General features: G+C 55.1%; 20 protein-coding genes. 11 read left to right on the top strand and 9 right to left on the bottom strand.

The annotated features are described in order from the left end of the window. Window positions 1-36: 36 nt before the first annotated feature. Complete coding sequence (gene polA, locus ACL2XO_RS27965; protein WP_132924158.1) at window positions 37-2,826, top strand: DNA polymerase I; 2,790 nt, start codon at window positions 37-39, stop codon at window positions 2,824-2,826. 339 nt (window positions 2,827-3,165) lie between these two features. On the opposite strand, the gene yihA is transcribed toward polA, so the two are convergent. Then, window positions 3,166-3,780, bottom strand: coding sequence for a ribosome biogenesis GTP-binding protein YihA/YsxC (gene yihA, locus ACL2XO_RS27960; RefSeq protein WP_243701602.1), 615 nt, complete (start codon window positions 3,778-3,780; stop codon window positions 3,166-3,168). A 770-nt stretch (window positions 3,781-4,550) separates the two neighbouring features. On the opposite strand from yihA, the gene yihI reads away from it, so the two are divergent. Then, window positions 4,551-5,084, top strand: coding sequence for a Der GTPase-activating protein YihI (gene yihI, locus ACL2XO_RS27955; RefSeq protein WP_413726141.1), 534 nt, complete (start codon window positions 4,551-4,553; stop codon window positions 5,082-5,084). Between the two features lie 182 nt (window positions 5,085-5,266). Beyond that, window positions 5,267-6,640 carry an oxygen-independent coproporphyrinogen III oxidase gene (hemN, locus tag ACL2XO_RS27950; RefSeq protein WP_132924161.1) on the top strand — a complete coding sequence of 458 codons (1,374 nt, stop codon included), beginning with the start codon at window positions 5,267-5,269 and terminating at the stop codon, window positions 6,638-6,640. A 120-nt stretch (window positions 6,641-6,760) separates the two neighbouring features. Here hemN and ACL2XO_RS27945 read toward each other — a convergent pair whose 3' ends face one another. From ACL2XO_RS27945 to glnA, 4 genes are all read right to left on the bottom strand, one after another. After that, complete coding sequence (locus tag ACL2XO_RS27945; protein ID WP_165934192.1) at window positions 6,761-6,883, bottom strand: YshB family small membrane protein; 123 nt, start codon at window positions 6,881-6,883, stop codon at window positions 6,761-6,763. 135 nt (window positions 6,884-7,018) lie between these two features. Continuing rightward, window positions 7,019-8,431 (bottom strand): nitrogen regulation protein NR(I), encoded by a 1,413-nt coding sequence (gene glnG, locus ACL2XO_RS27940; protein ID WP_132924162.1) that lies wholly within the window; start codon window positions 8,429-8,431, stop codon window positions 7,019-7,021. Between the two features lie 7 nt (window positions 8,432-8,438). Further along, window positions 8,439-9,488, bottom strand: coding sequence for a nitrogen regulation protein NR(II) (gene glnL / locus ACL2XO_RS27935; RefSeq protein ID WP_132924163.1), 1,050 nt, complete (start codon window positions 9,486-9,488; stop codon window positions 8,439-8,441). Window positions 9,489-9,628: 140 nt separating this feature from the next. After that, on the bottom strand, window positions 9,629-11,038 hold the full coding sequence (gene glnA / locus ACL2XO_RS27930) for a glutamate--ammonia ligase (protein ID WP_132924164.1): 1,410 nt from the start codon (window positions 11,036-11,038) through the stop codon (window positions 9,629-9,631). Window positions 11,039-11,414: 376 nt separating this feature from the next. Here glnA and typA point away from each other — a divergent pair, with 376 nt between their 5' ends. Continuing rightward, the gene (gene typA, locus ACL2XO_RS27925; RefSeq protein WP_413726140.1) at window positions 11,415-13,238 is read left to right on the top strand and encodes a translational GTPase TypA; all 1,824 of its coding nucleotides are present in this window, start codon (window positions 11,415-11,417) and stop codon (window positions 13,236-13,238) included. 218 nt (window positions 13,239-13,456) lie between these two features. On the opposite strand, the gene deoR is transcribed toward typA, so the two are convergent. Together deoR and deoC are read right to left on the bottom strand one after the other, a co-directional pair. Then, window positions 13,457-14,230, bottom strand: coding sequence for a DNA-binding transcriptional repressor DeoR (deoR, locus tag ACL2XO_RS27920; RefSeq protein WP_132924166.1), 774 nt, complete (start codon window positions 14,228-14,230; stop codon window positions 13,457-13,459). 45 nt (window positions 14,231-14,275) lie between these two features. Further along, window positions 14,276-14,953, bottom strand: a complete 678-nt coding sequence (deoC, locus tag ACL2XO_RS27915) for a deoxyribose-phosphate aldolase (RefSeq protein ID WP_132924167.1) — start codon at window positions 14,951-14,953, stop codon at window positions 14,276-14,278. A gap of 187 nt (window positions 14,954-15,140) precedes the next feature. Here deoC and rbsK point away from each other — a divergent pair, with 187 nt between their 5' ends. From rbsK to fabY, 7 genes are all read left to right on the top strand, one after another. Then, on the top strand, window positions 15,141-16,067 hold the full coding sequence (gene rbsK / locus ACL2XO_RS27910; protein WP_413726139.1) for a ribokinase: 927 nt from the start codon (window positions 15,141-15,143) through the stop codon (window positions 16,065-16,067). Between the two features lie 4 nt (window positions 16,068-16,071). After that, entirely contained in the window at window positions 16,072-17,412 is a 1,341-nt protein-coding gene (gene fucP / locus ACL2XO_RS27905; RefSeq protein WP_413742010.1) for an L-fucose:H+ symporter permease, read from the top strand. Window positions 17,413-17,429: 17 nt separating this feature from the next. Then, window positions 17,430-18,449 (top strand): aldose 1-epimerase family protein, encoded by a 1,020-nt coding sequence (locus tag ACL2XO_RS27900; protein ID WP_413726137.1) that lies wholly within the window; start codon window positions 17,430-17,432, stop codon window positions 18,447-18,449. 161 nt (window positions 18,450-18,610) lie between these two features. Next, the gene (gene yihX, locus ACL2XO_RS27895; RefSeq protein WP_132924171.1) at window positions 18,611-19,198 is read left to right on the top strand and encodes a glucose-1-phosphatase; all 588 of its coding nucleotides are present in this window, start codon (window positions 18,611-18,613) and stop codon (window positions 19,196-19,198) included. A 66-nt stretch (window positions 19,199-19,264) separates the two neighbouring features. Continuing rightward, a complete protein-coding gene (locus ACL2XO_RS27890; protein WP_132924172.1) occupies window positions 19,265-20,119 on the top strand; it encodes a virulence factor BrkB family protein in 855 nt (284 codons plus the stop codon). Beyond that, window positions 20,116-20,553, top strand: coding sequence for a D-aminoacyl-tRNA deacylase (gene dtd / locus ACL2XO_RS27885; protein WP_203524201.1), 438 nt, complete (start codon window positions 20,116-20,118; stop codon window positions 20,551-20,553). The genes ACL2XO_RS27890 and dtd overlap by 4 nt, the downstream gene beginning before the upstream one ends. 32 nt (window positions 20,554-20,585) lie before the next feature. Next, window positions 20,586-21,527, top strand: coding sequence for a fatty acid biosynthesis protein FabY (gene fabY / locus ACL2XO_RS27880; RefSeq protein WP_132924174.1), 942 nt, complete (start codon window positions 20,586-20,588; stop codon window positions 21,525-21,527). A 140-nt stretch (window positions 21,528-21,667) separates the two neighbouring features. Here fabY and ACL2XO_RS27875 read toward each other — a convergent pair whose 3' ends face one another. Next, window positions 21,668-23,359, bottom strand: a complete 1,692-nt coding sequence (locus ACL2XO_RS27875; RefSeq protein WP_413726134.1) for an AsmA family protein — start codon at window positions 23,357-23,359, stop codon at window positions 21,668-21,670. 134 nt (window positions 23,360-23,493) lie between these two features. After that, window positions 23,494-24,879 carry a nucleobase:cation symporter-2 family protein gene (locus ACL2XO_RS27870; RefSeq protein ID WP_132924175.1) on the bottom strand — a complete coding sequence of 462 codons (1,386 nt, stop codon included), beginning with the start codon at window positions 24,877-24,879 and terminating at the stop codon, window positions 23,494-23,496. Between the last annotated feature and the right edge of the window lie 170 nt (window positions 24,880-25,049).

Below are 25,049 nucleotides of genomic sequence, written 5' to 3'. Positions count from 1 at the left end.
CCCTATGTCTTTCGACCAAAAAGAACGAATTACGCTATGGCCCATATCGCAGACAACCCCTTGATCTTGGTGGATGGCTCCTCTTATCTTTACCGCGCTTATCATGCCTTTCCGCCGCTGACCAATAGCGCGGGCGAACCCACCGGCGCCATGTACGGCGTTTTAAACATGCTGCGCAGTCTTCTGACACAATATCGTCCCAGCCATGTGGCGGTGGTATTTGATGCCAAAGGCAAGACTTTCCGCGATGAGCTGTTCGAACATTATAAGTCCCATAGACCGCCGATGCCGGACGACCTGCGCAGCCAAATCGAACCCCTGCACAATATGGTTAAAGCCATGGGGCTGCCGTTATTGGCGATATCCGGCGTCGAGGCGGACGATGTTATAGGCACCTTGGCCCTGGAAGCCGAGCGCGCCGGACGTGAAGTCCTGATCAGTACCGGTGACAAGGATATGGCGCAGTTGGTGACGCCGATGATTACGCTTATCAATACCATGTCCAACACCATTCTCGGGCCGGAGGAAGTGAAGGTGAAATTCGGCGTTCCGCCGGAACGGATTATCGATTATCTGGCCCTGATGGGGGACAGTTCGGATAATATCCCCGGCGTTCCCGGCGTGGGTGAAAAAACCGCCCAGGCGCTGCTGCAGGGGATGGGCAGTCTGGACAATATCTATGGCGATTTGAACGGCGTCGCGGAGTTGGCGTTCCGGGGGGCGAAAACCATGGCGCCCAAGCTGGAACAAAATAAAGAGCTGGCCTATCTCTCCTATCAATTGGCCACCATCAAGACCGATGTGCCGCTGGATTTGCCTTTCGATCGGCTGACGGTCAGCGAGCCCGATGCGGATGAGTTGCGGCAGCTGTTCAAAAAATACGAATTTAAACGCTGGCTGGCGGATGTGGAAGACGGCAAGTGGTTACAGGGCCGTAAAACGCCGGCGGCGGCTTTGCGTACCCCCTTCAACGCGCCCGCGGCACCTGACGCGGATGTGCCCGCGGAACAGTTATCCCAGGCGGGTTATCAAATCATTGAGACCATGGCGAGCCTGGAGCAATGGCTGGATAAAATCAAACAGGCCGGCTTGTTTGCCTTCGACACTGAAACCGACAGTCTCGATACGCTGACGGCCAATCTGGTGGGGCTCTCTTTCGCTACCGCTCCGGGGGATGCGGCCTATTTGCCGGTGGGGCATGATTATCTGGATGCGCCCGACCAACTGAATCTTGACGAAGTACTTGCCCGGCTTAAGCCGCTGCTTGAGGACCCCCGGCTGCGTAAAGTCGGCCAAAACCTGAAATTCGATCGCGGCGTGTTAAAACGTTACGACATCGAACTGGCGGGCATCGCATTCGATACCATGCTGGAATCCTATGTTCTCAACAGCGTATCCGGCCGTCACGATATGGACAGCCTGGCGGATCGTTACCTGCAGCATACGACGGTGGGGTTTGAGGATATTGCCGGTAAGGGCAAAAACCAGCTGACCTTTAATCAAATCGCGATGGAACAGGCGGCGCCCTATGCGGCGGAGGATGCGGATGTCACCTGGCGGCTGCATGAAAAGCTCTGGCCGCAGATCGAGCAGGACAAAGGCCTGAAAAAAGTTTTTGAAGAAATCGAGATGCCGCTGGTGCCGGTGCTGTCACGTGTCGAACGCACCGGCGTGCTGATTGATGAAAACATCCTGGCGGCCCATTCGGTGGAATTGACCAAGCGGCTGGGGGAGCTGGAGAACGAGGCCCATATTCTGGCGGGAGAACCCTTTAATCTCTCTTCCACCAAACAGCTGCAGGCGATCCTTTACGACAAGCAGAAGCTGCCCATCCTGAAAAAGACCCCCGGCGGCGCCCCGTCCACCGGTGAAGAGGTATTGGCGGAGCTGGCGCTGGATTATCCGCTGCCGAAGCTGATTCTTGAACACCGTGGTTTGGCGAAATTGAAATCCACCTATACCGATAAGCTGCCGCTGATGATCAACCCGCTGACGAAACGGGTGCATACCTCATATCACCAGGCGATTACCGCTACCGGCCGGCTTTCTTCCAGCGATCCCAACCTGCAGAATATCCCGGTGCGCAACGACGAAGGCCGGCGTATCCGGCAGGCGTTTATCGCGCCCGAAGGGTCGGTCATCGTGGCGGCGGATTACTCGCAAATCGAGTTGCGCATTATGGCCCATCTGTCCCGGGATGCGGGGCTGCTCAAGGCGTTCGCCGAAGGCAAGGATATCCATCGGGCCACCGCCGCCGAAGTGTTCGGCCAGTCTCTTGAGAAGGTGACGCAAGAACAGCGGCGCAGCGCCAAGGCTATCAACTTCGGCCTGATTTACGGCATGAGCGCTTTCGGACTGGCGCGCCAGCTTTCGGTGCCCCGTTCGGAAGCGCAAAAATACATGAATCTCTACTTCGAGCGCTATCCAGGCGTCCTGGCCTATATGGAGCGTACCCGCAAGCAGGCTAACGAGCAGGGGTATGTTTCCACCCTGGACGGACGCCGTCTTTATTTGCCGGACATTCACTCCCGCAACGGCGCACGCAAAAAAGGCGCCGAACGGGCGGCGATAAACGCACCGATGCAAGGCACCGCCGCCGATATTATCAAACGGGCGATGATTTCCATTGATGCATGGCTGCAAAAAGAGCAGCCGCCGGTGCGTATGATTATGCAGGTGCACGATGAGCTGGTTTTTGAAATACAGCGGGACGCGGCTGAATCGGCATCGGCGCATATCAAATCGTTAATGGAAGGGTGCTACGCGCTGGATGTGCCGCTGCAGGTTGATGTGGGTTTGGGTGAGAATTGGGATCAAGCTCACTAAGTGGCGAATCAATAAGCTTTTTTTGTAATTAAGCTACACAAATATGTGATGTGGACAGTTATAATCGCACTTGCAATAGCAATAAATGAAATTTAACAACAAAAAATTCTTTTGCCCCGACAAAAATTGATGTAAAGTTAGAGTCGTAGGGTACAGAGGTAAGATGTTCTATCTTTCAGACCTTTTACTTCACGTAATCGGATTTGGCTAAATATTAGCCGCCCCAGTCATTATTGGCTGGGGCGTTTTTTATTGGGCGCAATAAAGCCTCGCGGCCAGAGGCGGAGCGCCTTGGCGCCCCCCCTGTTTGCGAAGCCGCCCTTACCCGTTTCAATTTCCTCAGAGCGCGTCGGGCGTTATGTCCTCTGCCTGCGTGGTTTCGCCAAACCAGCTGTCCAATTTTTCCGTCAGCTTATCCACGCCGGTTTTTTTCAGCGACGAAAACGCTTCCACCTGAATATCGCCGGTAAATGCCAGGACGTCTTTGCGCACCTGGTTAAGCTGCGCTTTGCGTGCTCCGGAAGCCAGTTTATCGGCCTTGGTGAGTAAAATCAGCACCGGGATGGCGACGCTCACCGCCCACTTGATCATCTGCTGATCAAGATCCTTTAGCGGATGGCGGATATCCATCATCACCACCAAACCCTTCAGGCTGTTTCTTTTTTGCAGATACTCTCCCAGGGCGCGTTGCCAATGGAGCTTTACTTCCTCGGGGACTTCAGCGTAACCGTAACCCGGTAAATCCACCAGGCGCCGCTCGGGCTCGATTTCAAACAGGTTGATAAGCTGGGTACGTCCCGGCGTCTTGCTGGTCCTGGCCAGACCTTTTTGGTTGGTCAGTGTGTTCAGGGCGCTGGATTTACCGGCATTGGAGCGTCCGGCAAAGGCGACTTCGATACCGGCATCGGTGGGCAAATGGCGGATATCCGGCGCGCTCATGACAAAATGGGTCATGTGGTAATTAAATAGTGTGGCCAAAATTTCCTCTCTCTCAGGATGACTTAGCACCGTCTTAATGTCGATTATACGGGTAATGGCGTCAGATGCGGTTTTTATCTTGCGGCTATCTTGCAGCAATCAATGTGTTTGATGGGCGTCTGCGGCTTCTTTTAAACCTTTCGGTACTAAGATGAGGTTTTTAGGATATTTATGGTGTAGGAAATTTGCTCGTTGTCCGTAACGTAATCTCGTTTTTATAAAAATTAATATATTATAAATCATAGTGTTAATTAATTAACTCTCAGTTTAGCGCCCTATTTGCTCCTGCCGGTCGTCTTGCGGGTTATTTTTACGCGGTTACATTAGATGACAAGGCAAGGAGCGCCTCAAAAAATCATCTAGACGATAAAGTTGCACACAGGCTGGGCAAACTGGTAGCCCTATGCCGATTCAATACTCTTTTCAGGGAAGTAAAGCGGCCCAGGATGGGCGTGTAAAGGAATACACTCTAACCAATCTGCTTCGTATAGCGTAGAATACATCTTCATCGCAGCGACGACCTTCAAACACAGGATGTGGACCGTCAGGTTCATCGCCGGAGGATGGTTTTTCTCGCGAAGCACCTTCATGTTATGGTGGCAGAATAATTGCCACCTTTTTTATTTGTTGGGTTTCTGATAGATTCCGCCGCAATTCTATACCCAATAGATTTCGAATTGCAGCAAGGCGGCAACTCGAAAGGTGAAGGGTATATACTTAATTAACGCTAGCCAAGAGCAGACATCATGAAACCAACAACCAAAAGCGGACGGGGTAGACCTGCCGCGGCCAGGAACAAACGCAAGACACGAGAAGAGCTGAATATTGAAGGCCGCACCCGCCAGCGTCAGAAAAAACGTCGCGGCCTGGCCGCCGGTTCACGGTCCCAGGAAGGCAACAAGAGCGGCGGACGCTCCTCCACGTCGGCAAATGCCGATCCCCGTATCGGCAGTAAAAAACCGGTGCCGTTGATCGCCGCCGGCGCCGTGGCCAAACCGGCGGCGCCCAAGGTTATCATCCCCGCCGAGGTTCTTTCTCCGCAGGCGGAACTGGATAGCCTGGAAAACGATACCCGCCTGGATGCGCTGCTGATAAGGCTGGAACAGGACGAAATCCTGTCCGCCGAAGAACAGGCCTATGTGGATGAGAAACTGGATCGCATCGATCAGCTCATGACTGAGCTGGGTATAGAATTGGACGATGAAGACGAAGAAGAAGAGACCAAAAACGAGGATATGCTGCAGTTGCTGAAACGGGGTTTTGAGAAGGACTCCTTTTAGGCTGCTGCATGTTGCTTCTGCTGATTGCCGTGCCGCTGACATGTTATTTGGTGTGGTTATTGAGTAAACTATGGCGGCTCTCGCGGCGTAAAGACCGGTTACGCTCGGCCCGTGCCGCCGCACGGCGGCCGGCTATGCCCGCCAGGCGGAGTCGGCGGAAAATTCGGAAGGAGTAAGCAGCCATGTCAGTGTCAACGATAGAATGGGATTCGGCCCTGATTCAAAAATATAACCAATCGGGCCCGCGTTATACTTCCTACCCTACCGCCTTGGAATTCAGCGAGCGCTACGACGAACCGGCGTTTAAACGCGCGCTGGAGCGTTATCCGGATCGTCCGCTATCGTTATATCTCCATATCCCCTTCTGCCATAAGCTGTGTTATTTCTGCGCCTGCAATAAAATGGTGACCCGCCAGCCGGAAAGGGTCGAGCGTTATCTGGATACCCTGGCACAGGAGATCCGTCAGCGCGCGCCGCTGTTCCGTCACCGCCACGTTACGCAGATGCATTGGGGCGGCGGCACGCCGACGTTCCTTACGCCGGCGCAAATATCCCGGTTGATGGCCCTGCTGCGCGAGCAGTTTGATTTTGCCCAAGGGGCCGAACTCTCTATTGAAATCGATCCGCGGGAAATCGCCCTGGATATGATCGATCACCTGCACGGTGAGGGTTTTAACCGTATCAGCATGGGCGTGCAGGATTTTGATAAGGAGGTCCAGCGGCTGGTGAACCGGGAGCAGGATGAGGGGCTGATCTTCGCCCTGCTGGAGCGGGCAAAGGAGCTCGGCTTTCTTTCCACCAATATCGATTTGATTTATGGTCTGCCGAGCCAGACCCTGTCAAGCTTTCTGCATACCCTGGGCCGGATAATCGAATTGAACCCGCAGCGTTTGAGCGTATTCAACTACGCGCATATGCCGGCGCTGTTTGCCGCCCAGAGAAAAATCAAACAGCAGGATTTGCCGGGCGCCGCGCAGAAGATGGATATTCTGCAGCATACGATAGCCACCCTGTGCGACGCGGGTTATCAGTTTATCGGTATGGATCACTTTGCCCGCCCGGACGACGAACTGGCCGTTGCGCAGCGGGCCGGCCGGCTGCATCGTAATTTTCAGGGGTATACCACCCGCGGCGACTGCGAATTGCTGGGTATGGGCGTATCGGCCATCAGCATGATTGGCGACAGTTATGTGCAAAACCAGAAAGAGATGAAGAGCTATGCCGAGAGCGTCTCCCGTCAGGGCAACGGGTTATGGCGGGGCGTGGCCCTTACCACCGATGATTGCGTGCGCCGGGATGTCATAAAAGCGCTAATTTGTCAGTTTTCCATCAATTTTGACGCGTTGGAAAACCGTTACGGCATCCGTTTCGTCGACTATTTCGCCGAGGATCTGGCACAGCTTCGTCCCCTTGAGCGGGACGGCTTGCTGGACATAACGGACCGGGATATCAATGTGACCCCGAAGGGGCGTTTGCTGATACGCAATATCTGTATGTGTTTTGACGTTTATTTGCGTGACAAGCTGCGCCAGCGCCAGTTTTCTCAGGTGATTTGAACGGGGAGGGGGCGAGCGGTGCCGGTGTAATGGGGCATGACGACACGAAGCTTGAAATCCACCTGACGGTGGATTTCAAGAATGGATTCGCAATTTGGCCGGTAAGACTAAGACGGCCGGTTAGCTAAAAAAATTGATCAGGGCAGCGCAGAGTATCGCAGCCAGCGCCGTCTGAGGTGCATGGCCGGCGGCGGCCGTCATATCCGCGCCGTGTGTCACCAAAGCGATCAACGAATTCAACATGGTCTTCCTCCCGGGTCAGCGACAAGATCATACTGTGTCAGCCCGGGATGTAAAGAGTAAAATAACCGCATTTTTGCTGGCGCCGTCGCTTTTTTAATCATCAACAAGCCTGATCAACAGCGCCGGCGGCCGGGGTTATTCCATGCCCAGTTCTTTCAGTTTACGCGTCAGGGTATTTCTTCCCCAGCCCAGCAATCGCGCCGCTTCCTGTTTATGTCCCTGGGTATGTCGCAACGCCGTGGTCAACAGCGTCCTTTCCATCTCAGGCTGCGCTTCCGACAGCAGATTTTGATGACCGGAACGCAGCGCGCGGTCAGCCCATTGCGCCAGCAGCGTGGCCCAGCTGTCGGGCAGGGATTGTACCGAAGCGTCCGGCGTGGTGCTTTCAAACAGCTCCGGAGGCAAATCCTGGATCAAGACTTCCTGGCCGGCGGCCATTACCGTGAGCCAGCGACAGGTGTTTTCCAATTGACGAACATTGCCCTGCCAGGACAGACGGGTCAGCGCGGTTTCGGTTTCCGGGTGCAGGATTTTAGGTTCCACGCCCAGCTCTTTCGCCGCCACCTGCAGGAAATAGCGCGCCAGTTTCGGGATATCCTCCCGGCGCTCGCGCAGCGGCGGCAGGTGCACCCTGATTACGTTGAGCCGGTGGAACAGGTCCTCGCGGAACTTGCCTTCCTGGACGCGTAATTCAAGATTCTGATGGGTGGCGGCTATGATCCTGACATCCACCTTGACCGGCGCGTAGCCCCCCACCCGATAGAATTGACCGTCCGCCAGCACCCGCAGCAAGCGGGTTTGCACATCCAGCGGCATATCGCCGATTTCATCCAGAAACAGGGTGCCGCCGTCCGCCTGTTCAAACCGACCCTGGCGGACCTGATTGGCGCCGGTAAACGCGCCTTTCTCATGGCCGAACAGTTCCGATTCAATCAAATCCTTCGGAATGGCCGCCATATTCAACGCGATAAACGAGGATTTGGCGCGCGGACTGTGGCGATGCAGGGCATGGGCCACCAGCTCTTTACCGGTACCGGACTCGCCGTTGATCAGCACGCTGATGGAGGAGCGGGACAGGCGGCCGATAATGCGGAAAACGTCCTGCATGGCCGGCGCTTCACCGATAATATCGGTGGTGGGGCCGTTGGCGGGCTGGACGCGCGCCGGCTGCTGCTGTTCGAGATAATGGCTGACCGCGCGCTCCACCAGCGCGACGGCTTCGTCGATATCAAAAGGCTTAGGCAGGTAATCGAACGCGCCCTGCTGGTAAGCGCTGACTGCGGCATCCAGATCGGAATGGGCGGTCATGATAATGACCGGCAGCATGGGATGACGCTGCTTGATCTGTTTCAGTAACGCCAGACCGTCCATACCGGGCATCCTGATATCCGATAACAACACGTCCGGGGTTTGGGTTGATAGCGCATCCAGCACTTCGCTACCGCCTTCAAAGGTGGCGCAGGTTAACCCGGCTCCAGTGAGGGCGCGTTCGAGCACCCAGCGGATGGAGCTATCGTCGTCGACGATCCAGACTATCCCTCGTTGCATAGTGACCTCACTGGCGAATAGGCAGGTAAACCGAAAATTCGGTATGGCCCGGCCAACTGTTAAATTCAATTTTCCCCGAATTCTGATCGACAAGACTGCGGGCGATGGATAACCCCAGGCCTGTTCCTCCTTCGCGGCCGCTGACCATCGGGTAGAAAAGCGTATCCTGCAATTGCGCGGGAACGCCGGGGCCGTCATCTTCAATATCGATACGGGCTACCAATCGATAGCGCACGCCGTGCAGCGTAAGCTGGAAAGCCGTTCGGGTCCGGATGGTTATCGTTCCCCCGTCTTCGCCCAAAGCCTGGAGCGAATTACGGGTGATATTCAGCAATACCTGCTCCATTTGGTCGGGATCGTGGGCTAATTCGGGCAGACTGGGATCGTAATCCCGCAACAAGGTCACATTGTCCGGTTTTTCCAGCGAGACCAGTTGAAACACCCGTTCCGCCACCTGATGGATGCTTTGCGTCACGTGCATGCCGGGCTGCTGCGGTCCCAGCAGTCGATCCACCAGGTTGCGCAGGCGATCCGCCTGCTCGATGATGACCTTGGTATATTCCAGCAAGGAGGGATCGGGGAGCGCCTTTGCCAGCAGCTGCGCCGCGCCGCGTAATCCGCCGAGGGGGTTTTTGATTTCATGGGCCAGCCCGCGCACCAGATCCCGCGCCGCCACCTGCTGGGCATGCTGGATTTGTTCCTGGCTCAGACGCCGCTGATTGTCCATCGGCGCCAGTTCCATCAGGAAATAATCTTCCGGCAGGCGTTGCACGGTAAGGGAAAGGATATGCGCCCGTCCGTCCACCACCAGGGTAACTTCATTATCGGTAAACCCTTGTCCGGCATTAAGGCTTTCGCGCATCAATTCGACGTTGAGGGAAAAATACCCCATTAATTCAGGCAACGGCGTACCGAAAAGCTTACGGGAACTTTGCGCCAGCAGCTGTTGCGCCGCCGGGTTGGCGTAATGAACGGCAAGATCGTTATCTAGCAGCAATATGCTGTTTATTAACGAATTTAGGATCTGCCCAGCATCGGGCAATGAGCCTGTAGCCATAAAGCAGTCTCCCGCACTATTCTAGTGCATTTTAGTCCATTAGATAATATTGCGCATGGCTACGCGCAAGGTTTGCTGGAGAAAAAAGCCCATCCGAAGATGGGCTGAAAGTTTCCACGGCAACAAAAAACACAATGTAATTAAACGCTGTAATACAACTCGAATTCCACCGGATGCGGCGTCATACGGATGCGGTCAACTTCTTCAGTACGCAGCTCGATGTAAGCATCAATGGTATCGTCAGTGAAGACGCCGCCGCGGGTCAAAAACTCGCGATCCGCGCTGAGGGATGCCAGGGCTTCATCCAGCGATCCGCATACCTGAGGAATTTCCTTCGCTTCTTCCGGAGGCAGATCGTACAGATTCTTGTCCATGGCATCGCCGGGATGAATCTTGTTGATGATGCCGTCGAGTCCGGCCATCAGCAGCGCGGCGAAGGCCAGATACGGATTGGCGGCCGGATCCGGGAAGCGCACTTCGATACGGCGTCCTTTCGGGCTCGGCGATACCGGAATACGGATTGAGGCGGAACGGTTGCGGGCGGAGTAGGCCAGCATCACCGGCGCTTCATACCCCGGGACCAGACGTTTGTATGAGTTGGTGGTGGGGTTGGTCAGCGCATTGATGGCTTTAGCGTGTTTGATTACGCCGCCGATGTAGAACAGCGCCGTTTCGGACAGGCCGCCGTACTTGTCGCCGGAGAACAGGTTGTTGCCGTCTTTGCTTAAAGACATATGGCAATGCATGCCTGAGCCGTTATCGCCGAAAATCGGTTTGGGCATAAAGGTCGCGGTTTTGCCGAAGGCGTGGGCGACGTTATGCACGACATACTTGTAAATTTGAATTTCGTCGGCTTTTTTCACCAGGGTGTTAAAGCGGGTGGCGATTTCGTTCTGGCCCGCGGTAGCCACTTCATGGTGATGGGCTTCCACCACCAGACCCATTTCTTCCAGGGTCAAACACATGGCGGAACGCAAATCCTGTGATGAATCCACCGGCGGTACGGGGAAATAGCCGCCTTTGATGCCCGGACGGTGGCCTTTGTTGCCGCCTTCAATAACCTTGTCGGAATTCCAGGCCGCTTCGACGTCGTCGATGGCAACGTGGGAACCGGAAATGGAGGAACCGAAACGGATATCGTCGAACAGGAAGAATTCAGGTTCAGGTCCGAAAAAAACGGTATCGGCGATGCCGGATGATTTCAGAAAATCTTCAGCGCGCTTGGCGATGGAACGCGGATCGCGATCGTAACCCTGCATGGTGGCCGGTTCAAGGATATCGCAGCGGATGATCAGTGTGGTTTCTTCATAGAACGGGTCAAGCATGGCGGTGCTTGCATCGGGCATCAGCACCATGTCTGATTCGTTGATGCCTTTCCAGCCGCCGATTGAAGAACCGTCAAACATTTTGCCGTCTTCAAAAAAATCGGCATCCACCTGATGGGCCGGTATTGTGACGTGCTGTTCTTTCCCTTTCGTATCAGTGAAACGCAAGTCGACGAATTTGACTTCGTGTTCATTTAGCATCGTCAAAACGTGTTCAGCGGACATACTTATATTCTCCCGGATGTGCCATTGTCGTCGTGGAACGAAATCGTATGGTATGGATTTTTTAAACTTACCTAGGCTAAGCTTAACTAAGCTAAAACTGTGCCAACATTGCTAAATGAACGCGAGGCGCCGAATTGCGGCCTTTTAACGGTTGCCAAGCTGCACCAGATTGGGGGGGGGGTGCTATTTTAGTGCATTTGTGCGCTGAGTGGGCACTATTTTGGTGCAATGCGTGCGAATAATTGAAACATTGCACTGATAAAGGGATGATGGGGCGCTGAAAATGACGCAAATGCAGAGAACAGCGCGATCTTGTTTAGTCCTTCGCCTATAACGTGTACAATAACGCGCTATTTCTAATGCCTGAGGCAAAGTTGTGATCGAAAATTTGCGTAACATCGCCATCATCGCGCACGTCGACCATGGGAAAACCACCCTGGTCGATAAGCTGTTGCAACAATCCGGAACATTGGGTGACCGCAATGACGCCACCGAACGCGTGATGGACTCCAACGATTTGGAGAAAGAACGGGGAATTACCATCCTCGCGAAAAATACCGCTATCAATTGGAACGGGTACCGTATCAATATCGTTGATACCCCCGGACATGCCGATTTCGGCGGTGAGGTTGAGCGCGTCATGTCCATGGTGGACTCGGTGCTGCTGCTGGTGGACGCCATGGACGGACCCATGCCGCAAACCCGTTTCGTGACCCAGAAAGCCTTTGCTTACGGTCTCAAGCCTATTGTGGTCATCAACAAAGTAGACCGGCCCGGAGCACGCCCCGATTGGGTGGTGGATCAGGTGTTCGATTTATTCGTCAACCTCGGCGCAACCGATGAGCAACTGGATTTTCCGATCATATATGCCTCCGCGTTGAACGGGGTCGCAGGCTATGAACATGAAAACATGGCCGAGGATATGACGCCGCTGTTCGAGTCGATCGTGAAGAATGTCGAAGCGCCCAACGTTGATAGCGACGGTGCGTTCCAGATGCAAATCTCCCAGCTTGACTACAACAGCTATGTTGGCGTTATCGGTATCGGCCGCATCAAACGCGGTTCGGTCAGACCGAACCAGGCAGTGACCATCATTGACCACGAAGGCAAGCGCCGCAATGGCAAAGTGGGTCAGGTGCTCGGGCATATGGGCCTGCAGCGTATCGAGTCCAAACTGGCTGAAGCCGGTGACATTATTGCCCTGACCGGTCTGGGTGAACTGAATATCTCCGATACCATCTGCGATCCGGCCCAGGTTGAAGCGCTGCCGCCGCTGACCGTGGACGAGCCTACCGTCTCTATGTCCTTTGGGGTTAACACCTCGCCGTTCTGCGGCAAAGAAGGCAAATACGTGACGTCCCGCCAGATCCTGGAGCGCCTGAACAAAGAGCTGGTGCATAATGTGGCGCTGCGGGTGGAAGAAACCGAAGACCCGGATACCTTCCTGGTGTCGGGCCGCGGCGAGCTGCATTTGTCGGTGCTTATCGAGAATATGCGCCGTGAAGGTTTTGAAATCGGCGTTTCCCGTCCGAAGGTTATCTACCGTACCGTTGACGGTAAAAAACAGGAGCCGTTCGAACAGGTTACGCTTGATATCGAAGAGCAGAACCAGGGTCCGGTGATGGAAGCGATGGGCATGCGCAAAGGCGAGATGCGCGATATGCTGCCGGACGGCAAAGGCCGTATCCGTCTTGATTATATTATCCCCAGCCGTGGCCTGATTGGTTTTCGTACCGAGTTCCTGACCATGACTTCCGGCACCGGCCTGCTGTATTCGTCGTTCAGTCATTATGACGATGTGCGTTCGGGTGAAATCGGCCAGCGGCAGAACGGCGTGATGATTTCCAACGGCCAGGGTAAAGCGGTTGCTTACGCCCTGTACAGCCTGCAGGATCGCGGCCGCTTGTTCCTGGGCCACGGCGCGGAAGTGTATGAAGGCCAGATTATCGGTATTCATACCCGTTCTAATGATTTGACCGTCAACTGCCTGACCGGCAAGAAATTAACCAACATGCGCGCTTCAGGTACCGATGAAGCCACTACGCTGGTGACGGCGATTAAGCTGTCGTTGGAACAAGCGCTGGAATTTATTGATGATGATGAGCTGGTGGAAGTGACTCCCCATTCCATTCGGTTGCGTAAACGTTATCTGACTGAAAACGATCGTAAGCGCGCCAATCGTTCCAGCAAAGAAGTCTGATCTTAGGCACGAGAAGACAAGATGCCGGTCCATGCAGATGGACCGGTATTTTTTTGCCGAAAATCGGCGCGGTCTCCCTTTAACACGCTCGGTACAGCTTCGGAGTTGGCGGGCTTACCGCGCCATGGGGTGCTCGGCGGCCACCAGATGGCCGCTACGACCCCATTGTCACGGTCTCCCTTAACACGCTCGGTACAGCTTCGGAGTTGGCGGGTTCGTCAGTCTGGCTGATAGATCAAGGCGATATTATGCTGCTGGCAGTAGTCGTGGAATTTGCGCGGGGGGGACTGATCGGTGATAAGGGTGTCGAAGAGGGTTAGGGTGCCGATGCAGGCGGGTTTGATATTGTCGAACTTGCTGTGATCGGCCACCAGAATTCCTTGCTGCGACAGGGATAAAGCGCGGTGCTTCATGGTGAGCTCATCAAAATTGAAGCAGGTCGCACCGTAGTGAATATCTATCCCGGCGGCGGAAATAAACGCCTTGTCGGGACAGATGTTATCCAGAATGGAATATTGGGTCAGTGGAGTGAATATGCAGTTGGCCGGATGGAATTCACCGCCGCACAGTATGACTTTGCAGTTGGGCAGATCCTGCAATGCCAGGAACGTATTCAGCGAGTAGCAAATGCCGGTGAATGCCAGGTCTTGGTTGATGGCGTCGATAATGAATGGCGTGGTGGTTCCGCAATCAAAAAAAACCGTGTCGTCTTTTTCAATCATTTGGGCCGCCATACGGCCGGTAATGCTTTTTTCTTTAACGTGCTTGGCTTTTTGATCCGACACAAAGTAGTGGGTGACTGAGCTGTTTTTCGGATCGTTGACGACATATCCCCCCAGCAGAACCACCTGCGCCGGCTCGGCGCTGAGATCGCGGCGGATGGTCATTTCTGATACGCCCAGCAGGACGGCGGCATCCTTCAGATGGATTTTGTCTTCCCGCTTTAAAGCCTGTATCAGCCTGTTAATCCTTTCTTCGCGCCGCGTTTCCATAGTGTACCCTGCGTCAATTGTTCCAATGTTCGCCGGTGTGAACAGTCAATATTTGCCGGTGGCTGCTGCGCCCGTCACAATACTTACCCCGGAACTGGTGCCGATACGGGTGGCGCCGGCCAGTATCATGGTTTGCGCGGTCTGACGATCGCGAACGGCGCCGGATGCCTTGACGCCTACGTCCGCCCCAACGGTCTGCCGCATCAGCCTGACGTCCTGTTCCCGGGCGCCGCCGGTGCTAAAACCCGTGGACGTTTTCACAAAGGCCACCTTAAGTTCGCGGCAAATCTGGCAAACTTGCACGATCTGCTCTTCGCTCAACAGGCAGGTTTCCAATATAACCTTCAATGGTGTGGCGGCGCAAACCTGGTGCACTGCCTGTATATCGGCGGTTACCGCGTCGATTTTCCCGCTTTTCAGCCAGCCGACGTTAATCACCATATCGATCTCCCCGGCCCCGGCTTCGATGGCCGCTTTTGCTTCAAAAGCCTTGGCGGCGGTCAGGCCGGCTCCCAGAGGGAAACCCACCACCGAGCACACTTTAACGTCGGTTCCCTGCAGCGCACGGGCGGCGAACGGCACATAACCGGAATTTACGCAGACGGCATAAAAGCCATACTGCTTTGCTTCTTCGCATAAAGCGGCTATTTGCGCCTCGGTGGCGTCCATCGCCAGCAGGGTGTGATCGATATATCGGGGAAAGTCGATTTCTGTTTTGTTCATGAGTGCGTCCTCGTGAGGGATGATGTTAATGTGAAAATAATAACATTATCTAACACCGTTATATAGCCATTTGTCCGTTAATTTTTCTCATGAGATGTGATAGGTGTCATATTATTAACATTTATGGGTTGATAATGTTAGCGTAGTAACATTGAATGCTATGAAAACATTAGAGAGGCAAATGATTATGGATATAGCGGTTATTGGTTCCAACATGGTGGATCTGATTACCTATATCACCGAGATGCCGAAAACCGGGGAGACGCTTGAAGCCCCGGATTTTGAGATCGGTTGCGGCGGTAAAGGCGCTAATCAGGCGGTGGCGGCAGCCAAACTGGGCGCCGGCGTGATGATGATGAGTAAGGTCGGCGACGATCTGTTCGCCGACAATACGGTAAATAACCTGCGCCGGTACGGCGTAGATACCCGCTATGTTGAGAAGGTGCCGGGGGTTTCCAGCGGAGTGGCGCCGATTTTTGTTGATCGGGATTCACATAATCGCATCTTGATCATTAAAGGGGCCAATAACCATTTGACGCCGGCGGATGTTGACCGTGCGGCGGAGCAGCTCAAGGACTGCAAGGTGATTATCCTGCAGTTGGAGATTCCGCTGGCGACGGTGTATCACGCCATCGACGTTGCCCGGCGGCTTCATGTGCCGGTGATTCTTAATCCGGCGCCGGCCAGCCGGGAGCTGGATATTGCTTATGCCTGCCAGTGCGATTTTTTCATGCCTAATGAAACGGAGCTGGAAATCCTGACCGGTATGGCGGTGGACAGCGAAGAGCATATCCTTGCCGCCGGCCGCTCTCTGCTCTCCCGGGGGCTGAAAAACCTGATTATCACCATGGGACACCGCGGCTCGGTGTGGTTGACCGGCGACAGCGTCCACCGGGTGGATGCGGTGCCGGTACAGGCCGTGGATACCAGCGGCGCGGGCGATGCCTATATAGGGTGTTTTGCCCATTACTATGTCGGCAGCCAAGACGTGAAGCAGGCTATGACATATGCCTCGGCCTATGCCGCATTCAGCGTACGGGGCAAAGGCACCCAGCGTTCCTATGCCGACGCCGCCCAGTTCCATGATTTCCTCGCCACCTTACATCAGGAATAACATCATGCACCACAATACGGTACAAATGCCTGACGGCTATCTGAATAAAACACCGCTGTTTCAGTTTATCCTGCTGTCTTGCCTGTTTCCTTTATGGGGCTGTGCGGCCAGTTTGAACGATATCTTGATTACCCAATTCAAAACGGTGTTCGCCTTAAGCGATTTCGCCAGCGCGCTGGTGCAAAGCGCGTTTTACGGCGGCTACTTTCTGATTGCCATTCCGGCCTCGATGGTCATTCGCAAAACCAGCTATAAAGTGGCCATTATGACGGGCCTGTCGCTGTATATCATCGGCTGCGTGCTGTTTTATCCTGCGTCTCATATGGCCACCTACACCATGTTCCTGGCGGCGATTTTCGCCATCGCCATCGGCTTGAGCTTTCTGGAAACTGCGGCCAATACCTACAGTTCGATGATCGGTCATCGCGACTATGCGACGCTGCGGCTTAATATCAGCCAGACCTTTTATCCCGTCGGCGCGCTGATGGGCATTGTGCTGGGCAAATATCTGGTTTTCCAGCAAGGGGACAGCCTGAGCAGCCAATTGGCCGCCATGACGCCGGAGCAGGGGCATCAATTCCGCCTGAATATGCTGGAACTCACCCTCGAACCTTATAAGTATCTGATCATGGTGCTGGTAGTGGTGCTGGTCTTGTTTGCCATTACCCGCTATCCCCGTTGCAAGCCTGTGGTAGATCGACAAAAAACCGCCGCGCCGGGTATGGGAGAAACCCTGCGTTATCTGGCCGGTAACGCCCGCTTCAAAAAGGGTATAGTCGCCCAGTTCCTTTATGTGGGGATGCAGGTGGCGGTATGGTCGTTTACCATTCGTTTGGCGCTGAACCTGGGTGCGGCCAATGAACGGGACGCCTCCAACTTCATGATTTACAGCTTTATATGTTTCTTCGCCGGTAAATTTATCGCCAATTTCCTGATGACGCGTTTTATGCCGCAAAAAGTCCTGATCGCCTATTCCATACTAGGGGTCGCGACTCTGGCCTATGTGGTGATGGTGCCGAATTTTACCGCCGTATATGCCGCGGTGTTTGTCAGCGTCTTGTTCGGACCCTGCTGGGCCACCATTTACGCCGGCACGCTGGATACCGTGGACAACAAATATACCGAAGTCGCCGGGGCGATTATCGTCATGGCCATTGTCGGCGCCGCCGTGGTGCCGGCAATCCAGGGCTTTGTTTCCGATCATTTGGGTTCGATGAAAGAGGCATTCAGCGTCTCGCTGCTGTGCTTTGCCTACGTGGGATTCTATTTCTGGGGTGAATTGCGCAACCATCAGCATCAGTTGCTGGCAGACCCCGCCCGTTCGGTCATGGATAGCAAACTTTAACCGCAGGAGAAGCGATTATGTCAGCCGTCATTCATCTTCAGCGCAACCAATTCAGCGAACAGCCGGTTTGTCTGCTGGAAAGCGCCGAGCTCAGCGTTACGTTGTTCAAATACCGTTCCGGCATTGAAGCGGTGACCCTGCGCAACAGCCGCGGTTTTATTACCCTGTTGCCTTTTTACGGCCAAATGATTTGGGACGCGCAGTTTGAGGGTCATGATTTGAAAATGACCAATCCGTTTACCGAGCCGAAACGGGGCGAGTCGGTGGTGGATACCTATGGCTGCTTTGCGTTCCATTCCGGCCTGCTGAGCAACGGTTGCCCGTCCCCGGAGGATGTTCATCCCCTGCATGGCGAAATGCCCTGCGCCCCCCTGGACCGCGCCTATCTGCTGCTGGACGGGAATAGCGTCGCCCTGGGGGGGGATTATGAATACGTCAAGGGTTTCGGCCATCATTACCTGGCGTCGCCGTCAGTGAGGCTGGCGGCCGGCGAGACCCTGATGACCATTACCATGCGGGTGACCAATCTTGCCAGCGTGGCGATGCCGCTGCAGTATATGTGCCATATGAACTACGCCTATCTGCCGGGGGGTTCCTTTAGCCAGAATATCCCCGACGGGGCGTTTTCACTGCGCACCTCCATTCCCGGACATGTGCATCCCACGCCGCAATGGCTGGATTATACCGCTACCCTGACGGACACTCCCTCGGCCTTCGGCGCGTTGGATCAACCACAATTCTACGATCCGGAAATTGTGTTTTTTGCCGATAACCTGGCGCAATACACGCCGCAACCGGAGTTTTTTATGCAGGCGCCGGATAAAGGGCCGCGCTTCGTTACCCGGTTTTCCAGCGAACAGTTCAACTACGCGACCCGCTGGATTTTGTATAATGGCGACCAAAAGGTGGCGGCGTTTATCCTGCCCGGCACCTGCCGTCCCGAGGGACATATCGCGGCGCGCCAGGCCGGGACGCTCATCGAGCTGCCCGCGGGGGCAACGCGGGAATTTACCGTGGTCACCGGCCTTGACGGATAACCAGACACTATCCACCCCCTGCATTGCCGTACCGGGCGCATCCAATGATGCGCCCGGCGCCGTTTCCGCCGTCGACATGACCGCGTAATCTCTGTTGATTACTGTTCAGTTGGATTATTTCCCGCTACAGTGAGAACACCATGCAAAGAAGGGAGGGAGCCATGCTTTATATCTTTGATTTAGGCAATGTCGTTATCAATATCGATTTCGGCCGGGTTTTGGGCGTCTGGAGCAAATTGAGCGGCGTCCCGCTGGCAATCCTGAAAAAGAAGTTCGTCATGGGCGAGGCCTTTGAGCAGCATGAGCGGGGCGATATTACCGATGAAGCCTTTGCCGCCAGGATTTGCGGGGAGTTGGGCATTGCGCTGAGCTTTGAACAGTTCACCACCGGCTGGCAGGCGATTTTCGCCGGTGTGCGCACCGAGGTTATCGATATCATCCAGGCTTTGCGGCGGCAGGGACATCGGGTGGTGGTTCTGTCCAATACCAACCGCCTCCACTGTAATTATTGGCCGAGCCAATATCCCGAAATACAGCAAAGCGTGGATAAACTCTATCTATCGCAGGATTTGGGCATGCGTAAGCCGGACCCGGCCATTTACCGCTATGTGCTGGAGCAGGAAGGGGTAGCCGCTGCAAAGGCCATCTTTTTCGACGATAACGCTGATAATATCGCCGGCGCGAAAACGGTCGGTCTGCAAACGGTGCATGTTACCGATCCTGACGTCATTCCCGCTTATTTTGCCTGACAGAACCTGGACCCCGCGCAAGGCGGTGCTCAAAACGCATCGGCCCGTTCATTGAGGAAAATTGCGATGAGACGTCCTAACCTGAAGGAATTCAGCCGTTGTTATTCCTTCATCAAGCTATTAGTCATACGTATTGATCAGGACCGGCTGACGGTGCTGGCCGGGCATCTGGCTTATGTCTCGCTGCTCTCCCTGGTGCCGTTGGTGACCGTGGTGTTTGCGCTGATTGCCGCTTTTCCGGTCTTTTCGGATGTGAGCGTAGAACTCAAAAATTTTATCTTTAACAATTTTATGCCCGCCACCGGCAATGTAATTCAGCGTTACCTCGAGCAGTTTATGCTTAACACCAGCAAAATGACGGTGGTGGGCACCTGCGGTCTGATTGTCACCTCGCTGCTGCTGATTTATTCCGTGGATACCGTGCTTAACACTATTTGGCGCAGCAAAAAGAAGCGTCCTCTCATATTTTCGTTTGCGGTCTACTGGATGGTGTTGACCCTGGGTCCGTTATTAACCGGCGCCAGCATGGCGCTCAGCTCTTATCTCTTATCCATCACCTGGCTGCAATCCACCGGTTCCAGCCTGTTTGCCACCGTCGCCCTGCGGGTCTTTCCGCTATTGCTCTCCTGCGCCTCGTTCTGGCTGTTGTACAGCGTGGTGCCCACGGTACGGGTGCCGAGCAGGGATGCGCTGGCGGGCGCGCTGGTGGCCGGTCTGCTTTTTGAACTGGGGAAAAAGGTTTTTGGTTTATATGTCACTATGTTTCCCTCCTACCAATTGATTTATGGCGTGTTGGCGGTGATTCCAATCTTATTTCTCTGGGTATACTGGAGCTGGTGTATTGTATTGCTGGGGGCGGAGATTACCGTCTCGCTGGCCGAACACCGGCAGTCGGCGTTAGAGGAGACGGTCTCCCGATGATTGCGTTGATTCAGCGTGTTTTGCGTGCACGGGTTACCGTGGACGAAACCGCGGTGGGGGAAATCGGCCCGGGGCTGTTGATTCTGCTGGGAGTAGAAAAGCAGGATAATGAACAGATCGCGGCAAAACTTTGCCAGCGGGTGCTGGCTTATCGTATTTTCGGTGACTCACAAGGCAAAATGAACCTGGATGTCCGCCAGTCCGGCGGCAGCGTGCTTATTGTGTCACAGTTTACATTGGCGGCGGATACCGACAAAGGGCTGCGGCCCGGCTTCTCCCGCGGCGCATTGCCGGCGGAAGCACAGCGGCTTTACCACCATTTTACCGAGTGCTGCCGCCGGGCGGATATCCGGACGCAAACCGGCCGCTTTGGGGCGGATATGCAGGTGGAGCTGGTGAATGACGGGCCGGCGACGTTCTGGTTGCAAGTCTGAGTCGGTAGAAGCACTCAAAGAGAGAGTCTGTCATGTATCACTTGCGCGTTCCGCAAACCGAGGAAGAGTTAAAGGAATACTATCAGTTCCGTTGGGAAATGTTACGTAAGCCCTTGCATCAGCCGCCGGGCTCCGAGCGTGATGCCTATGATGCCATGGCGCATCACCAGATGGTGGTGGATGAAGAGGGGAAGCCCGTGGCGGTGGGCCGGCTGTATATCAATGCCGACAACGAGGCGGCCATCCGTTTTCTGGCGGTGGACCCGCAGGTGCAGGATAAGGGCCTGGGCACGCTGGTGGCCATGACGCTGGAATCCGTCGCCCGCCAGGAAGGGGTAAAGCGGGTGGTCTGTAGCGCCCGCGAGGATGCGGTGGATTTTTTCGCCAAGCTGGGTTTTATCAACCAGGGTGAAATTCTGGCGCCGTCCTCCACGCCCATACGGCACTTTTTAATGATTAAACCCATTGCCACGCTGGATGATATTTTGCACCGGCCGGATTGGTGCGGCCAGTTGCAGCAGGCCTGGTACGAGCATATTCCCCTGAGTGAAAAAATGGGGGTGCGCATAAGCCAGTACACCGGCCAGAAATTCATGACCACTATGCCGGAAGCCGGTAATCAGAATCCCCATCATACGCTATTCGCCGGCAGCCTGTTTTCACTGGCCACCCTCACCGGCTGGGGATTGATCTGGCTATTGCTGCGCGAGCGCCAACTGGGGGGCACCATAATCCTGGCGGACGCCCATATCCGCTATACGACGCCGGTTACCGGCCGGCCCTGCGCCATTGCGGATCTCGGTTCACTGAGCGGCGACCTGGACCGGCTGGCCCGCGGACGCAAGGCGCGGGTTCAGCTGGAAGTGGAATTGTTCGGCAACGATAAACTGGGCGCGGTGTTCAAAGGCATCTATCTGGTGCTGCCGCCGGCGCATGATAGGCCGCTGGAGCGCGGCGGCTCCCATGCGGATTGATTTGTAGCGCTTCGGTTCCCATGCGGATTATCTCTGGCGCTCCGCGCCTTCTGCGGATCGCCATTTTGCCATGCAACGCCCCTTGCCCCAAGGGAATTGCACTTTAGCCTCCGGCGTTTCGGGGACGGTTTCCCAAAGGCTCAATGGGCCGTATCCTCCGCCACCTGGCCATTGCTCATGGTCTGGTTAAGCGATTGTCCTTTTGCGTCGACGGCCTGCAGCCTGCCGTTCAGTGTCGGCCTCAGGGGCGCCTGTGCGGCGAGCTGGCCGGTGAGGGTTAGCTGAACGTTGCCGTTGCCCGATAACGGCATGGCAGGCCATCCCCAGCGCTCCAGCACGTTTATCGGAACCGCTTTGCCGTTCAGGTTGAGCGAAAAGTTACGTGAAGGCTGCTGGTTAATCAGGGCGGTGGCCTCCAGCAATCCGTCACCGGCGAAGGCGCTCAGATCGGTGACGGTGATTTTGTCCGGATCGGCGGTTAACGCCAGCGACGGACGCCGTACGTCGATTTTATTGAAGGTGGCGTCGCTGCCGTTAAGATTCAGGCTGCCGGACCAGATGCCCCATTGATGGTTGCGCGCCAGCTCCAGCTGCTTGCCGTATCCGTCCAGCGCGGTGATTTGGAACGGGAATGAAGGATTGATATCAATCAACAGGTTCCGATTGGCGGTGAATTTATCCACGGTGACCTGCGCCAGCCAGGAAGGCAGCGGCTGCTGCCAGCTGTCACGCCAGTTTGCCGGCAGGGTATATTCCAGCCCCGCCACCATGAACTCGTCCAGTTCCAACTGCTGTCCGTCGCGCAGCCACCGGCCCGAGGTGCGCATCAATCCGCCTTGCCAGCGTCCGCTGAACTGGCGGATTTCTATTCCCTGGGGCGATAGGGCCAGATTGGCGATGGGATCGTTCAGATGCACCGTCCCGTTGATAAGGTCGGTGGCGTTGAAGGACAGTGAACCGTCATCGGTGGTCCAGTCGCCGTCCTGGAAGGTGATATTCCGCAAGGTCAGGTCCAGGTCGCTGAAGGCCCAATCCTTCCCCTCCATGCGCGCGTCGATCAAATCGAAGCGATGGATGGTGATTTTCGGCACCTGGGAGATCTGCTGCAAAAAATCATTCAGGCTTTTTTCGGTTTGCATCCGTACATTGCTCAGACGCAGATTATCCACCAGCCAGCTGCCGTCCTCGTCCCGCTTCGCATTGCCGGTTAATTCGCCCTGGGACAGATCGGCCCCGAGATTATCCAGCTTCAATTGATGGTCATCGATTTCCCCTTGCACCAATACGTTTTCCGCCGGCACGTCGTTTAGGGTCAAAGAGCGCGCGCTCAGCTGAAAGCGGGCGTTACGCCCGAGGGGAAATTCCTTTTCCGGTTTCCAGGGCGTGATGCCGGCGTTGACATTTTGCCCATTAAGCCGCCAGCCCCCCTGGGGAGACCGCACCGCCATACCGTTCAGTTGCAGGACGTCCGCCTGTAGCGAGGAGAGGGGCGGCGAGGTATCCATATCCAGGGTGCCGTCCTGCATCTGGATCCGGTAAAAATGGAAGGGGTCGGTGAGTTGGCGTGCGCCCAAACCGGCCACCAACTGCTTGGCGACCAGGGTGGGCGGATGTCCTTTTTGACCGAAGGTGATATTTACAAAAGAAATTTCAGTGGGATCGGACCAGGAATGATCAATTTTTTCCAATGACAGTTGGAAATCGCTGTGCTGGGTAACCCATTTGCTGACCCAGCCCGCGCCCCAAGGAGTTTGCAGCAAGACGTAGATCAGGACGATTATCAATAGCAATATCAAAAGTATTGATAATATGAGTTTCCCAATAAATTTCATCGCTCAATCCATCGCTGTCATAAAGGTTACAGTGTTTATGCCGTAATTAGCGGCGCTTCTCAATAGGCAATGTGTTTTCCGAAAAAAAAAGCCGCTGTATTGAGACAGCGGCTTGATAAAAGGAGGAATGTTAATTAATTGTGTTCCGGCGGGAACAGTAAATTCAGGATAATGGCGGTAATGCCGCCGGCGGCGATACCGGATGACAACAGCGTTTTTAACCATTGCGGCGCGAATTGCAGAATCAGGGGCTGCTGCGATACCCCCAGGCCCACCGCCAGAGAAAGGGCGATGATCATAATGGCGCGACGGTTTAGCCGTTCCCGCGAGACGATGCGGACGCCCGAAGCGGCGATAGTGCCGAACATCACAATGGTAGCGCCCCCCAGCACCGGTTCCGGAATATGCTGGACGAATCCGCTGACCACCGGAAACAGCCCGAGGGCTATAAGCATCAAAGCCACGACAAAACCCACATAGCGGCTGGCGACGCCGGTGAGCTGGATGACGCCGTTGTTCTGGCCGAAACAGGAGTTGGGAAAGGTATTAAACACCGCGGAAAGAAAAGAATTCAGCCCGTTGGCCAGCACGCCGCCTTTCAGACGGCGCATATAGACCGGCCCGCGTACCGGTTGTTCAGAGACATCCGAGGTGGCGGTGATATCGCCGATGGTTTCTATGGAAGTCACCATAAACACCAATATCAGCGGCACCAGCAGATTCCAATCGAACCCCAACCCGTAATAAAGCGGGGTCGGCACCATGATAAGCTTATGGGGAGCCTCAGGTCCGGACGGCGGCAACATGCCCAGCAACCAGGCCGCCGCATAGCCCACCGCCATGGCGATCACCAGCGAAGCCACCCGCAAATACGGGTTGCGCTGGCGGTTAAGTAAAATGATAACCACCAGCACAATCCCCGCCAGCAGAAGATTTTTCGGCGCGCCGAAGGTGTGGTCGCCCATGGCGGCAAACCCGCCGCCGATAGAGGTCAGTCCCACCTGGATAAGGGAAATACCGATAATCATCACCACGATGCCGGACACCAGCGGCGTGATAATGCGGCGCGCCAGATGCAGCACGCGGGAGAGCAAAATCTCGGTACAGGACGCCACCATCAGGGTACCGAACAGGGCCGCCATCATGGTGGGCACATCGGCGCCGCCGTTTTTCAGGGCCAGCCCGCCCATGATAAGCGGCGTGACAAAGTTGAAGCTGGTACCCTGAATGGATAACAACCCCGATCCCACCGGTCCCCAGGTTTTGATTTGCAGTATGGAAGCCAGTCCGGAAGCGAACAACGACATGCTGATAATATGCTGCGTATCCTGCGCCGGCAGCCCCAGCGCCTGGCAGATCAGCAGCCCGGGGGTGATAACGGCGATAAACATCGCCAGCAAATGCTGACAGGCGGCAAACAGGGTTTCCGCCAGCGGCGGACGATCGTCAAGATGGTAAATCAGCTCGCTTTTGACAACGGGAATCGGCGCGTCATCGATTTCATAGGAAGGCATTGTCATGTTGAATGGCTTTCATAGGCGGCAAAGGAGGCATTTTAATCAACTTGTTTCTAAAAGCAATCGATTGCTTACAACCCGCATCCCAACCGATTGATATAAGTCAACTCAAGGGCGAATTCACGCCGTCCGCTAACGCCGGGGCTCAACGCGAGCGTGTTAAAGGGAGGGCG

This window comes from Sodalis sp. RH15 (assembly GCF_047324255.1).
GTDB lineage: Bacteria > Pseudomonadota > Gammaproteobacteria > Enterobacterales > Enterobacteriaceae > Acerihabitans > Acerihabitans ligni.
This window is presented reverse-complemented; position numbering and strand designations above follow the sequence as displayed.